Origin of the sequence: Magnetospira sp. QH-2, from assembly GCF_000968135.1 — a bacterium.
GTDB lineage: Bacteria > Pseudomonadota > Alphaproteobacteria > Rhodospirillales > Magnetospiraceae > Magnetospira.
Genome location: NZ_FO538765.1, coordinates 2,938,325 through 2,951,621, shown reverse-complemented (window position 1 = coordinate 2,951,621; position 13,297 = coordinate 2,938,325). Strand labels below are relative to the sequence as shown.

General features: G+C 59.3%; 11 protein-coding genes and 1 pseudogene. 10 read left to right on the top strand and 2 right to left on the bottom strand.

What is annotated here, in order from left to right; all coding sequences use genetic code 11:
- Window positions 1-121: 121 nt before the first annotated feature.
- From MGMAQ_RS14000 to MGMAQ_RS13955, 10 genes and pseudogenes are all read left to right on the top strand, one after another.
- Window positions 122-1,396, top strand: a complete 1,275-nt coding sequence (locus MGMAQ_RS14000; protein WP_046022023.1) for a hypothetical protein — start codon at window positions 122-124, stop codon at window positions 1,394-1,396.
- Window positions 1,397-1,435: 39 nt separating this feature from the next.
- The gene (locus MGMAQ_RS13995; RefSeq protein WP_148560965.1) at window positions 1,436-2,314 is read left to right on the top strand and encodes a hypothetical protein; all 879 of its coding nucleotides are present in this window, start codon (window positions 1,436-1,438) and stop codon (window positions 2,312-2,314) included.
- A gap of 134 nt (window positions 2,315-2,448) precedes the next feature.
- Window positions 2,449-4,224: a colicin E3/pyocin S6 family cytotoxin gene (locus tag MGMAQ_RS13990; RefSeq protein WP_046022021.1), complete on the top strand. Its 1,776-nt coding sequence runs from the start codon at window positions 2,449-2,451 to the stop codon at window positions 4,222-4,224.
- Window positions 4,225-4,275: 51 nt separating this feature from the next.
- A complete protein-coding gene (locus MGMAQ_RS13985) occupies window positions 4,276-5,061 on the top strand; it encodes a hypothetical protein (protein ID WP_046022020.1) in 786 nt (261 codons plus the stop codon).
- A gap of 170 nt (window positions 5,062-5,231) precedes the next feature.
- Window positions 5,232-5,938: pseudogene (locus tag MGMAQ_RS20120) on the top strand (IS110 family transposase).
- A gap of 295 nt (window positions 5,939-6,233) precedes the next feature.
- Complete coding sequence (locus tag MGMAQ_RS13975) at window positions 6,234-6,551, top strand: hypothetical protein (RefSeq protein ID WP_046022019.1); 318 nt, start codon at window positions 6,234-6,236, stop codon at window positions 6,549-6,551.
- Window positions 6,552-6,676: 125 nt separating this feature from the next.
- The gene (gloB, locus tag MGMAQ_RS13970) at window positions 6,677-7,447 is read left to right on the top strand and encodes a hydroxyacylglutathione hydrolase (RefSeq protein ID WP_046022018.1); all 771 of its coding nucleotides are present in this window, start codon (window positions 6,677-6,679) and stop codon (window positions 7,445-7,447) included.
- Window positions 7,447-8,055 (top strand): glutathione S-transferase family protein, encoded by a 609-nt coding sequence (locus MGMAQ_RS13965; RefSeq protein ID WP_252508635.1) that lies wholly within the window; start codon window positions 7,447-7,449, stop codon window positions 8,053-8,055. Before gloB ends, MGMAQ_RS13965 begins: the two co-directional genes overlap by 1 nt.
- On the top strand, window positions 8,052-8,477 hold the full coding sequence (locus MGMAQ_RS13960) for a cupin domain-containing protein (RefSeq protein ID WP_046022017.1): 426 nt from the start codon (window positions 8,052-8,054) through the stop codon (window positions 8,475-8,477). Before MGMAQ_RS13965 ends, MGMAQ_RS13960 begins: the two co-directional genes overlap by 4 nt.
- Before the next feature lie 136 nt (window positions 8,478-8,613).
- On the top strand, window positions 8,614-8,856 hold the full coding sequence (locus MGMAQ_RS13955; RefSeq protein WP_046022016.1) for a hypothetical protein: 243 nt from the start codon (window positions 8,614-8,616) through the stop codon (window positions 8,854-8,856).
- A 49-nt stretch (window positions 8,857-8,905) separates the two neighbouring features.
- Here the strand turns inward: MGMAQ_RS13955 and modA are convergent, their stop codons facing one another.
- Both modA and MGMAQ_RS13945 read right to left on the bottom strand, forming a co-directional pair.
- A complete protein-coding gene (modA, locus tag MGMAQ_RS13950) occupies window positions 8,906-9,658 on the bottom strand; it encodes a molybdate ABC transporter substrate-binding protein (RefSeq protein ID WP_046022015.1) in 753 nt (250 codons plus the stop codon).
- 9 nt (window positions 9,659-9,667) lie between these two features.
- Window positions 9,668-13,201: an LAGLIDADG family homing endonuclease gene (locus MGMAQ_RS13945; RefSeq protein ID WP_052716404.1), complete on the bottom strand. Its 3,534-nt coding sequence runs from the start codon at window positions 13,199-13,201 to the stop codon at window positions 9,668-9,670.
- Window positions 13,202-13,297: the final 96 nt, after the last annotated feature.

Genomic DNA, 13,297 nt, shown 5'->3' with positions numbered 1-13,297 from the left:
CGGATGGCATAGGGGTCGCGCATGCAGATCGTAAGCATGTCGTATCAGAAGACTATCTCGTTACGGTGACGCTGAATTAATTAACCCCGTCTCGTGCATGCCCTAGGATACCTGGGATGGCATGGCGCCGCCCAAGCCGGAGGAAATCCAGGCCATCCGCGACAAGCCGGTGGCCGAGCGCACCCATGCGGATCAGCGCCGCCTCCATTGGGCCGAGGACTACTGGACCAACGAGGATATCCAGACCGAAACCACCGCGTTTTACAAGCTCAACAGCGAAGTCGGCGCGCCCACGGGCCATGCCACGGGCCATGCTCCCTTCGGCGCCGACAGCGCCCGTACGGAAGACGCCAGGATCAACCGCCAGCGCGCCGACCATGTGATCAAGCGCCTCGGGCCCGATGCCGATCCGGACCATGTGCGCATGGTCGAGGCGCACTATGGGGTGGGTAAACCAAAGCCCGACGGCGATTTCCAGAAGGTCATCGACACCGGCGAACACATCCTCACCGTCGAGCAAGCGCCGAAACCCGACCCGGAGACCTATGGGTCCATTGGGGGGGATTTGACGGATCAAGCCGTTTCCATAGGCCAGTTCGCTGACAGAACTCTCGCCGATGGGGTTGGAATCGATCCTTACGGCTCTGATATCAATGACCAGAAAGTACAGGAGATAGAAGAATCCGGCCCATCAAACGAAGAGTCCCACCGGGACCCCAAACAACCGTCACCATTCGATGTCGTCCTCTCCAGGCAGGGCGAGAAACAGAAGTGGTCGCCTCTCAAAACGGCCATCATGCAAAAAACCTACCGGCAAAAAACGAGTGGGCTCTCCTCGACAGAGCAGGAGAGAGTCCTTCGTTCGATGGGCTCTCGGACGGAAAAATCCGGCGCCAGATCCGAAGCCCACACAAAATCGTCACCCGACATCATGTGGGACCACGAAACCCCGACAATGCTCGAAGAACTCAACGAGCAAATCGGAGGCGGTGCGGAGCCTGCCGCCTATCGGCAGGAACGTCCGTTGGACGTGTATGGGCTCCGGGATACGACCATCGGCCCCCTGCAACATGATGGGTTCCTGTATGATAATGGAGATGATTCCGGATACTATGATAACAGCGAAGTCAGGAAAGACAAAGCTGACGCTGATGTGATAGAAAAATACGAAAACGTTGGTCCTCATCTGGAAGACGACCTTCTCAAGCAAGCTGAGAAGAACCTCGAATCGGAATGGGACCAGAAAACCAATCCGGATGCCGAAGACTACAATTTTTTCTGGCGCAACTGTCAGGACTATGCCGATGCGGTTGAAAGAGAGTATTATCGCCTGAAGGCGGAACGGGACGGCGCCTGGATGCATTACGACATGGACCAAGGCTATGTCGCCCCTTGATGGAGGTTGCCTTTGATACGATTCGGCCAACTGTTCGGCATGGCCGTCATTGCCGGTTGCGTCGCCATGGTGCTTTTTCCGACCCACGCCATGGCGGCTGAACGGTATGTTCTATCAAGCGGTGGCAGCATCGGGATCTATGAACTGCGCGATGAAAATCTTGTCGAAGTGATGACTCTTGTCTGGGGCGTAGGTTGGCATGGTCCTAGTCACCCGGTATTCCGCCGCTCAAAAAACACTTTCTTTTTCGATGCATCGCGCCGGGATGGAAGAGGTTCTCAGATTTTCGAAGCCCCTCTGCAACCGGACGCCAAGGATCATGCGAAACCGATTGTCCAGGGACAGGCCCCCTCCCTATCCCCAGATGAAACGCAACTTGCTTATGTTACCCAGTCCAATGACCTGATGATCCTTGATTTGAATTCACAAAAATCCAGGTTGATTGACGTGCAAGTCAGATATTTTACCTCTCCTCTTTGGCTTGATTCCCACCGCCTGCTGTACCGTCTGAACATTTCTCATAATGAAGAAGACCGGAATCCGGAAAAAGATCTTGTTCTGTTCGACTTTGCTACTGGAACCAGACGGCTATTGGAGCCAAGAGCCCTATATCCAATTGCGCGGACTTCAAAGGGGCAGGTCATATGCGGCGATTATTTTGCACGCTCCCTGAGTCTGTTGGATCTGGAAACATCAACACTTCAAGAACTTTTCAGATCAAAACTCTTCAAGGTTGGGCCGATACCCATCCTTCGGCCAAACAACCAGGGCTTTCTCTACGCGCGGCAAAACTGGAAGAACTGGCGCCGCCTCCTGCCGGAAGCACAGAGCATTTATGTGCGGGACTGGCAGGGCAACGAGACCTTGGTCAGGGACAATAACATTCTTGTCGGTGGATTCTTCTTGGGCGAAAAATGAACTGGGTCTAGATCACGTCGCGTTTGGGTTACGGTAATGGTTTGGCGTTGCGGTGTTGGCGTTGCGGGCGTTGCGGTGCCCGGCGTTGCGGTGACACTCCACTAATTACCGCCGTCACCCGCCCAGTTGAGCGCATGCCCATCCACGTCGAACAGGCCCTGGCCAAGAGCCCGCCACCACTCCAATCCGATCCCGAGGATACCTGGGATGGCATGGCCCCGCCCAAGCCCAAGGAGATCCAGGCCATCCGCGCCAAGCCGGTGGCCGAGCGCACCCATGCGGATCAGCGCCGCCTCCATTGGGCCGAGGATTACTGGACCAACGAGGATATCCAGACCGAAACCACCGCGTTCTACAAGCTCAACAGCGAAGTCGGCGCGCCCACGGGTCATGCCACGGGCCATGCTCCCTTCGGTGCCGATGGCGCCCGCGCCGAAGACGCCCGGATCAACCGCCAGCGCGCCGATGATGTGATCAAGCGCCTCGGGCCCGACGCCGATCCGGACCATGTGCGCCTGGTCGAGGCGCACTATGGGGTGGGGGAACCGGCCCAGGCGATTTCCATGGACGAGCAGGGCAATTGGTATGATGCCCAGGGGAATCTGATTGATCAGAATACCGGGAACGATTCCATGCATAATGCAAGAACGCTGGAGTATGTTCCCGGCCGAGACGATGCGCCGCCCATAGACCTTCTCTATCGCCCCGGCGAAGATTCCGGCACCGGCATGCCGATGGACACGAACGGCGGGAAGGGCGATAGCGGAGACACCTCGACGACTTCGCCGCCAAATACCCATAAACCGGCCATGAACGAATATGGACGGTGGACCTATCCAGACGGCAGCCCTGCGCCCGATCCGGATCATAATCCGCTCATCAAAAAGGCTCAGTATGTCCCCACGGCAGACGGTGTTGCAGCGGGAAATGCGGCTTCATCCAATGGCGTCATCACCGTCACGCCCGGCAAAGGCAATGGTGCCGGAGACGCCTTGGCCAAGGGCGCCGAGAAAGTTGCTCCCAAAGTCCTGGGTCGGGCAGGCGGCGCCATTGGTGGCGCCGTCATTCCGGACAATGAAGGGCAGCAGACGCACGACGTACAGGTCGGGGGCCAGGACCTGAGCTTCGACCATGGCCCCGGCGATCTGTACAACCCAGTCTATGGAACGGATCCGGCGACCGGTGAAAGGGTCAACACCGGGATGGTCGCGGTTCCCAACGGCCGTGACGCCGATGGCAATCCTCGGTTCGACCTGATGCCCCAATCCAATCTCGGCAATTACCTCGACGGCAAGATGGCCCGCACGGATATGGCCGACCCCATGCCGCCGGCACCGGGCCTTGAGCCGACCCCCATGCCCGAAGGCCATGGGATCGAAACCTATCCCGCGCGACAGCCCGAAAAAGACGATGGCATGATCGTCGATGAACCCACGCCGCCCGTCGACACCCAGACTCCCGGTCGTCCGATCCATGAGACGCAGCCGGAGGATACCTATGTCACCATGCAAGGCCAGGGACCGGACCAGATCATGCCCAACGGCAAAAAGGGCCAGGAAAAGTGGCAATCCGGATATGACGAATGGTACGAGGCGGCAGGCCGCCGGATCGAGCAGGAGGTGGCGAAGGACCCGATCAACCGCAAAATCTCGCCCTCGGAGAGCTATGTCTGGAAGAGCCTGAAGCCGGAAAAGGACGGGCGGAGGAAAGACAAGGACGGCAACATCTACACCTGGGACCACGGCGGAGGGGGACGTCACAAGCAGCAGATCGAGAAGTTCGATAGCAAAGGCAAGCATCTCGGCGCCTTCGATCCGATTACCGGACGGCGGGTTACCGGGCCGGATAAGAATAAACCTCGCATCAAGCGCTCTTTTCTGGATCAGGACGAGCAAGTGCGGTACGTATGATAACCAAAGCGGGCAACTTATCGAGCTGCCCGCCTATTGACGAGGAGTATCATGGGGCTTCGTCTTAGTGATCAAAGCCTGGAACTGCGGACAGCGGTGGCCGACCCCAAGGTGGCGCTCGACTATGGCCCATCGGATCGGGACTATGTGGTTGCCCATCTGGAGCCAGGCATTCTGCCCCGTCGGCAATTCTTTCCCAATACCAAATGGCGGTATTGCCGGGGAGTCGGCATGTACTTTTGCCCCTTCACAGGTGTGCATCTCCCCGGCGCGCTTCGTGACGCCCGTTACATCGTCTATGCCCGGGAAAAAGGGATGGATCATCTGTTTCCGGACTATTTCCTGGATGCGCGGATCGGCCCCCGGTCCATGCGGACGGAGCAATGGTGGCTGGAGCGCGGGATCGGCGAAAAGATCGACTGTGACGGTATCTATGAAGATCAGGAGATGCCACCAAAATACCCCTATGATCCTTATGAAAAGGAACTTCCCGGCTTCCAGCGCTGTCTCGAGCAACCGGTGCATTTCTGCCGGGGAGTTTCCAGTGTTTTAGACGACATGCGCAACATGTACTGGTACCTCCCCCACACGCGGGAATACGGCTTTCGGATCATCGATCCGGAGCAGCGGGTGGACTTTCAACCGATCCGCATCCTTCCCGCGCCCTATTGTCCCTGGTGTGGGACCAGGCTACCCAGCAGTCTGCGCACCCAATGGGAAGAAAGAGTGCGAAACAGAGGATTGGATCCCGACGACCTTGTCGCCAGCCATCCCCCACCGAAAGGCTGGCCGGAGGAACTGACCACCAGCGCCTGGTGGAAAAACGAGGGGCTGTAGCCTCCGCGTATTATGACCCCGATAAAAGAGACAACGCGAAAGCTGGAGATACAGTGACCCTCCAAGGGTTACGGTAGATTAGGTTACGGTAATGGCATGGGCGCCCCCTATCGGCTTCGCGATGAGCCATACTGGAGGTTGTCGAAACTTTCCAATAGCGGGAGCGTCCAATGAGCAATGTTACCATGATCGGCCTTGATCTGGCCAAGAACCTGTTCCAAGTCCATGGAGCCGACGAGGCGGGTCGTCCGGTTCTGCGTAAGAGGCTGCGGCGAAGCCAGCTTTTGCCGTTTTTTGGTGGACTTGCGCCCTGTCTTGTGGCCATGGAGGCCTGCTCGGGCGCGCATCATTTCGCTCGGGAGATCCAGGGCCTTGGACACAAGGTTCGGTTGATTCCACCGCAATACGTCAAGACCAACAAGAACGACGCGGCGGATGCCGAAGCGATCTGCTGGTGCGTCAACGCACCCAGTTGATCAATGCCCTGCGCGGCCATCTGGCCGAGTTCGGCATCCTTACGGCGACGGCCCTGGTCGCCACCGTCGGCGATGCCTCGCAGTTCTCCTCGGGACGGTAACTGGCGGCCTGGCTGGGGATCGTGCCGAAGCAGAGTTCCAGCGGCGGCAAGGAGCGATTGGGGCGGATCTCCAAGCATGGCGATGGCTATATCCGGCGCCTGTTGGTGCACGGCGCGCGGGCCTCGCTGCGCTGGTCACGCAAAGACAAGCAAAAGCGCTCCCCCTGGCTGGAAGCGATATTGGCGCGGCGCCCGACCAACGTGGTGCTCGTCGCCATGGCCAACAAGAACGCCCGCATCATTTGGGCCATGCTGGCCCATGGACGGACATACCAGCCCGAAAACACGGCTTCGATCTGAACGACACCATCAAATTGCGAGGGTAATCAATCGGTAATGGCAAAACAGGGAAACCGGGATCGGTCAAACCCGATGCACTGTCAGAGCCTCGAGCTCGTTACGGTGATGGGGAACCGGTCCTCGAACTCCATTAGGGCCAGCGGTCACAAGCCGCGCAAACAGGCCGGATAGATGACTGCAAACCCACTTTGCCCGATCCGATGAAACTCCTTGCAATCAAGGGGGCGTCCATAGATGACACTCCACTAATTATTCCCAAAACCCTCCGCGTTCACCTGGGGCAGAAGGCAGCCCGATGAACGGTAAGGACCCCAAGCCGACGGGCTCGGAAGAAGACGACAAGCGTGATTTCCAAAGCCACCCGGTGACAGCCCAGGCCGAGGCGGACCGGATCGTCGACACCATTCCGGTGGAGGACTGGTCGGCCACCCAGGTCCTGATGGCCCAGACCTCGCCAGGCTATTTCCAGAGCGGCCACCCGGCCAACAACAAGATCCGCCCGAAAGTGGACCAATGGTACAAGAACACCTTTCAGGGGACGATGGATCTGTCGTCGGGACAAACAGCGCGGAAAATCGAAGGCCTACGCCTGTCAGGCGAGGTCGAGGGGTGATGACGATCAACCGCGCCGATCCCTTGGCGGGTAAAAAGTATCGCTCAGGCCAATCGTCCCTTGCCGCCAGGCCCCTGTCGCGCCTAGAATCCGGCGTTCATAAAAATCAACGGAGGCGTTCCCCCATGCCCGGCATGGAAATCATTCAGATTCCCGCCCTGACCGACAACTATATCTATCTGCTGCATGATAACGATAGCGGCAAGACGGCGGTGGTCGATCCGGCCATGGCGCAGCCGGTGCTGTCGGTGCTCAATGAGCGCGACTGGACGTTGGATTATATCCTTTGTACCCACCATCACCGGGACCACGTGGGCGGCAACGAGGACCTGAAGATGGTCACCCGGTGTCAGATCGTCGGCGCCGCGAGCGATACGGACCGCATCCCGGGCCTGGATCTGGGTCTGAAGGAAGGCGATCTCTTCGCCTTGGGAAATCTCACCGCCCAGGTCCTCGACGTACCCGGCCATACCATGGGTCATATCGCCTTCTGGTTCGCTGAGGCCGAGGCGCTTTTCTGTGGCGATACCCTGTTCAGTCTCGGCTGCGGGCGGTTGTTCGAAGGCACGCCGCAACAAATGTGGGCGTCGCTGGAGAAGCTGCGCGCCTTGCCCGATTCCACCCAGGTCTATTGCGCTCATGAATATACCAACGACAATGCCGACTTCGCCTTGAGCGTTGACCCGGCCAACCAGGATCTGCAGCTCTGCGCTGCCGAAGTGAAGCGCCAACGGGAGAACGGACAATCTACTGTGCCTTCGAGCATGGCGATCGAAAAACGCTGCAACCCCTTTCTCCGCCCCGACCAGCCGGACCTGCAGATGGCTCTGGGCATGACCGGACTGGACCCGGCCTCGGTATTTGCCGAGGTCCGTCGACGCAAGGATGCTTTTTGATGATGCGCCTATTTTTTTCCGCCACCTCTCCTTATGTCCGCAAGGTGGTGGCCACCGCTCACGAATGCGGTCTGTTCGAGCGGTTGGAAATCGTCCCGACCCAGGTTTTTCAGACGGGGAACGGCTACGAGGCGGTCAATCCGCTGGCCAAAATTCCGGCGTTGGAACTGGACGGCGGCGAAGTGCTCTATGATTCCCCGGTGATCTGCGAATACCTGGACAACCTGCACGACGGCATTCCCTTGTTTCCGCCGTCCGGTGGGGCCCGTTGGACGGCCCTTCGACGGCAGGCCCTGGGCGATGGGGTCATGGACGCGGCCTTGACCATGCGGGTGGAATTGCTGCGCCCGGAACACCTGCAATCGGCCGATGCCCAGGACGCACAAACGGCCAAGGTCACCGCTGCTTTGGATTTGTTGGAAAAAGAGGTCGATGAATTGGGGCAGGATCCGACCATCGGCCATCTGGCTATTGGCTGTGCTTTGGGCTACCTGGACCTGCGGTTTGCCGATCTGCAATGGCGGGCGGGACGACCGGGCCTGGCCGCCTGGAACGAGACCTTTGCCGCCCGGCACTCCATGACCGCCTCGGCCCATCCGGCCTCATGACGGCAAACGAGGTCATCACCCATTTGGGCTTGCAGCCCCATCCCGAGGGCGGTCATTTCCGCGAGATTTTCCGTGATCCGGATCCAGATGGTGGTCGTGGCGCGCTGACCTGCATTTATTTTTTGCTGGCCGAAGGGGAGCGCTCCCACTGGCATCGAGTGGATGCAGCCGAAGTCTGGACCTTTCATGGCGGGGCACCGCTGACGTTGTCCATTTCCGAAGATGGCGGCCCGACCACCGACCACATTCTGGGAACCGACTTAGGGGCCGGACAGAGACCCCAGGCGGTGGTTCCCGTCGGGGCCTGGCAGTCGGCGCGCAGCTTAGGGGATTGGACCCTGGTCGGCTGTATGGTGGCTCCGGCTTTCCGCTTCGAAGGCTTCGAAATGGCGCCCGAGGGCTGGTCGCCCTTTTCAGACTAATCGTTTCAATATTGAATTCAAGGCGTTGGTCCGGGTGGCTAAACGCGGCTTTATTTCGCTTGAGCAATAAATTAAAATAAGTCAAATTATATGCCTTAGTCTCTGATATCTAAAAGAATAATATACGAATGGGGTAATGCCCAAGTATGAGAAATGGATTTGCGAGATGATGGATATGGCAATGGAACACGATCACGTCTGTGCTTGTTCGGCGAGACTTCAAGCAAGTACCAAAGCGCTGTTTTCAGGTGAAGTGGAAAAGGCTCTGGGCTACATGGACACCGTGCGGGCCTGCATCTTGAAACATGAATGTGCGCATGCCGCCGAGTTGGACATGACCATGGAGCGCATGGAAGAAACCTTCCATCTGCATGACTAAAACCTTTCGCGCGTGTCGGGTCCAATCGGACCCGTTGGACAGACGCGACTCAGTCGAGACCGTAGCCGTAGCCGGAAATGATCGCCCGCGCCTTGTCTTCTTTGAGGAAGGCGATGAACGCCCTGGCGGCTTCGCTCGTTTCACCTGTTTTCAGCAAAACCGCGTCCTGGCGGATGGGGCTGTAGAGATCTTCCGGCACGATCCATTTGGACCCACGGTCTTTTCTGGTCACCTGGGCCAGCGCGACAAACCCCAGCGCGGCATTCCCCGTGGCCACGAACTGGTGGGTCTGAGCGATATTGTCGCCACGCACAAGCTTGCTTTCCAGAAACTCATAGACAAGCAGCTTGCGCAGGGTTTCCACGGCGGCCCTGCCATAGGGCGCGGTCTTCGGATTGGCGATGGCGAGTTTGCGGAACCGGTCGGGGGTTTTCAGAATTTGGCCAAGGTCATCGACCAACCCGGGGTCCCGGCTATAGAGCGCGATCTTTCCCTTGGCATAGGTGAAGCGGGATCCGGCAACGGCGAGATCATCCTCTTCGACCCGCCGAGGTCTGTCGGAATCAGCGGCCAAAAAGGCTTCAAACGGTGCCCCGTTGGCGATCTGGGCATAGAGCTTGCCAGTGGAGCCGAAGGCCAACAACGCCCGATGTCCGGTTTCTTCTTTAAAGGCCTCGGCAAGATCCTTGGCCGTGGCCGTGAAATTGGCGGCCACGGCGATGGTGGTGTTACCCGCGAAGGCCGTCTGTCCGGTCAGAATGGAACAGAGAAGCAAGGCGGGCAGGGCAATTCGAAAGGTCATGCGGAGAATTTAGCCACACTTTGAATATCCGCAAGAGGTGCAGGTATCACAGCCTTCCTGTTTGATCAGGCTCGGCTGTTGGCATTTGGGGCAATGACGGGCGCGGATCTTGGGAGCCGCATCGCCATGGTCGACGGGACGGTCCGTGGTCGAGGCGCGCGGATCGCCGGTGCCGGTGAGCATCACCACCTCCGGCTTGGCCTGATCATCGGGGGAGAGTCCATCCGTCTGCGTGATAAAGCCAATGGCGATCATATGCTGTTCGATGACCTCGCCCATGGCCGCCAGCAGGGAGGGGATATAGCGCCCGCCCATCCAATGGCCGCCGCGCGGATCGAACACGTTTTTCAATTCCTCGACCACGAAGCTCACATCACCACCACGGCGGAACACCGCCGAGATCATGCGGGTCAGGCCAACGGTCCAGGCGTAATGCTCGGTATCCTTGGAATTGATGAAGACCTCGAACGGCCGTCGGCGACCGGTGTCGTCGATCAAGTCGTTGAGGGTGACATAGATGGCATGGTCGCTCTCCGGCCAGCGCAGTTTGTAAGTGGCGCCGGGCAGGGCCTCGGGGCGGTCCAGGGGCTTGAACATCTGATGCACCTTGGCCCCCTGGTCGCCGCTGTCGGCTTTGGTGCGGACCCGGGCGGCGGGGCGCTCGAAGGGCAACTCCGGTTGATCGTTGTCCTGAACTTTGGTGATTTCTTTTTTGGTCGGTTTAGCCAGCAAGACCGCCCCTGTCACGTCGTTGGGGCGATAGGTGGTGCAGCCCTTGCAGCCCAGGTCATAGGCCTGCCGGTAGACGTCCTTGAAGTCGTCGAAGTCCATATCCTCGGGCACGTTGATGGTCTTGGAGATGGACGAGTCCACATGCTTTTGCACCGCCGACTGCATGACCAGATGTTCCGACGGGCTGAGCGCCTGGGAATCGACGAAGTAATCGGGCAGCGGGCCGTCGCCCTTCAGCCGTCGATAGAGACGATAGGCATGGTCGCTGACTTCTTCCTCGCGCCTCGTCCCATCCGGCATCAGCACATTGCGGGAATAGGAAAAGGAAAACACCGGCTCCAACCCCGAAGACACGTTGTCGGCGAACAAAGAAATGGTGCCGGTGGGGGCGATGGAGGTCAGCAAGGCGTTGCGGATGCCCTTGTCGGCGATAGCCTGGCGGACCTCGGCATCCAGGTGTTTGACCGTGCCGCCGTTGAGATAGGCCTCGGCGTCGAACAGGGGGAAGGAACCCTTCTCCCAGGAGATCTCGCTAGAGGCCAGATAGGCGGTGCGTTCGATGGTCGCCATCCAAGATCCCACCAGTTCCACCGCCCGCTTACCCCCGTACCGGGCCCGGCAGAGGATCAAGGCATCGGCCAGCCCGGTCACGCCAAGGCCGATGCGGCGCTTGGTTTTGGCCTCTTCAAGCTGTTGGTCCAACGGGAAGCCGGACAGATCGATGACGTTATCCAGGAACCGCACCGCGGTGCGCACGGTCCGCTCCAGGCCCTCCAGGTCCAGAGTCGCGGCATCCTCGAACGGATCTGTGACGAAGCGGGCAAGATTGATGGAGCCCAGCAGACAGGCCCCATAGGGGGGGAGGGGTTGCTCCCCGCAGTTATGAATATAGAGGCCGTTGCCGTCGAATGCGTTGATCCCGGGGACCTGTACATCGAAAACATCGACGGTCGGGCTGGCATCGACCGATTGGACGTCCACGATAAAAGACTCTTTATTGAGAGCGCGTTTATATCCGGAAAGCGCCTGGTCCAGACGGCGGCTTTTGTCGGTATCTCCAAACCCAATCCGGTCCCGGTAGCGCAGCATGTTTGATTTGGCGATCACCAGTTCGTGACAGGCTTTACAAGCATACAGGGCCTGACCGCCCTTTCCGTCGGGAAGGGGGCGGCTTTCGGCGGGGCGGCGGTTGCGATACAGGGTGGAGACAATGCCCAGGCGCAGCAGCATGCGTTGCGCGGCCTCCAGTGTGTTCAGGTCGCTCTGCGCCAGACGAAGGCTGACACCTTTTTGCTGGGCGCCTTGAACCGAGCCGTCGGCGTCAAACAATCCCCTGAGCAATCCCACCTGGAAGGCTGATGATTCCCGTTCGATTTCCGGAGTGATGCCTTTGTGGCCCGGTGCCATACCCAGATCCCGGGCCATTTTTTTGAGAGATCCGGTGGCCAGGCGGTATTCGCCCCGCCCCGGAACAGCGACCCATCCCTTGAAATCCGATCGATGAGGCAGGGTTCGGGCGGCGGCTTCCGCACGGGTCATGACCTCAAGCACGCCGGGCCGTTCATGGCTGCCATTGCAGGCCATCGCCCCGGGCCAGCAGGATAGAACCGCCTTGTCCGATTTCAGGGTCCCATCCCCGATCAGCAAACCGATCAGGTAGCCCTCTTCCTCGCTTCGCTGGCCGGGCCATTCCAAACAATCACCATGATCGTGGAGCAGCACCCTGTCGCCCGGCGCGAGGTCGCCCGCCTTGGTCCATTCGACGTCGCGGCGCCATCGGGTAAGCTTCGTCACCCGTCGAACCAGATGGTCCGGGGTCAGGCGCAGGCGATAGCCTTGGCTTGTCTGAAGGGACAGGGTTTTCTTGCGGCCGGTGGGGAAGAAACCTTCCGGGCCGGAGGCATGGGGACTCCCGTCGATCAAGGCCTTGAAAGGCCTGCCGATCAGTTCGGATACCTGTCTTGGCCCTTGGTCGGTATGAACCCAGGTGTCTCCCGTCACGCAAGGATTGGTCGCCTGGATGGATTCGCAATAGGACAGGTTGTTGAGCCGGTTGATACGGTCGATGAAGATCACGCCGGGCTCGGCGTAGTCGTAGGTGGCCCGCATGATCTTGTCCCACAGCTCGGCGGCGGGCAGGGTCTTATAGACCCTGTCGTTGAACTTCAGGTCCCAATCGGCCTTGTCGCGCACCGCTGCCATGAAAGCGTCGGTGACCAGGACCGATAGATTGAACATGCGCAGCCGCCCAGCTTCGCGCTTGGCCTCGATGAAGGCCTCGATGTCCGGATGGTCGCAGCGCAGGGTGGCCATCATGGCGCCACGCCGGGAGCCGGCGCTCATGATGGTTCGGCACATGGCGTCCCATACATCCATAAACGACAATGGGCCCGAGGCATCGGCGCCGACGCCTTTGACCAGGGCGCCCTTGGGGCGCAGGGAAGAGAAATCATAGCCGATTCCACCGCCTTGCTGCATGGTCAGGGCGGCCTCGCGCAGGCTTTCGAAAATCCCCGACATGTCATCGGGAATGGTGCCCATGACAAAGCAGTTGAACAGGGTCACCTGCCGGGCACTGCCTGCTCCGGCAACAATCCGACCGGCGGGCAGGAATTTGAAGTCTTCCAGGATTTCGAGGAATCGCGCTTCCCAGAGGTCGGGCTCCTCCTCCACCGAAGCCACAGCGCGAGCGATGCGTGCCCAACTATCGCCAATGGTTTTATCCACAGGCTGGCCCTCGCCATCCTTCAGACGATACTTCATGTCCCAGATTTGCCGGGAAATCGGCGCGATGGTCGGGTCTGTGGTCATACGAAGGCGGATCCGTGGTTTTTGACGATCTGATTCCAATGGGGCAGAAAATGATTGCGAATTCGTATTAATTCGCTGATTTCCCAGCCCGGACCT

What these genes read in the sequence shown, in the direction of transcription:
- MGMAQ_RS14000 (WP_046022023.1), top strand. Translation starts at nt 122, where the DNA reads ATGGCGCCGCCCAAGCCGGAGGAAATCCAGGCCATCCGCGACAAGCCG.
- MGMAQ_RS13995 (WP_148560965.1), top strand. Translation starts at nt 1,436, where the DNA reads ATGGCCGTCATTGCCGGTTGCGTCGCCATGGTGCTTTTTCCGACCCAC.
- MGMAQ_RS13990 (WP_046022021.1), top strand. Translation starts at nt 2,449, where the DNA reads ATGCCCATCCACGTCGAACAGGCCCTGGCCAAGAGCCCGCCACCACTC.
- MGMAQ_RS13985 (WP_046022020.1), top strand. Translation starts at nt 4,276, where the DNA reads ATGGGGCTTCGTCTTAGTGATCAAAGCCTGGAACTGCGGACAGCGGTG.
- MGMAQ_RS13975 (WP_046022019.1), top strand. Translation starts at nt 6,234, where the DNA reads ATGAACGGTAAGGACCCCAAGCCGACGGGCTCGGAAGAAGACGACAAG.
- gloB (WP_046022018.1), top strand. Translation starts at nt 6,677, where the DNA reads ATGCCCGGCATGGAAATCATTCAGATTCCCGCCCTGACCGACAACTAT.
- MGMAQ_RS13965 (WP_252508635.1), top strand. Translation starts at nt 7,447, where the DNA reads ATGATGCGCCTATTTTTTTCCGCCACCTCTCCTTATGTCCGCAAGGTG.
- MGMAQ_RS13960 (WP_046022017.1), top strand. Translation starts at nt 8,052, where the DNA reads ATGACGGCAAACGAGGTCATCACCCATTTGGGCTTGCAGCCCCATCCC.
- MGMAQ_RS13955 (WP_046022016.1), top strand. Translation starts at nt 8,614, where the DNA reads ATGCCCAAGTATGAGAAATGGATTTGCGAGATGATGGATATGGCAATG.
- modA (WP_046022015.1), bottom strand. Translation starts at nt 9,658, where the DNA reads ATGACCTTTCGAATTGCCCTGCCCGCCTTGCTTCTCTGTTCCATTCTG.
- MGMAQ_RS13945 (WP_052716404.1), bottom strand. Translation starts at nt 13,201, where the DNA reads ATGACCACAGACCCGACCATCGCGCCGATTTCCCGGCAAATCTGGGAC.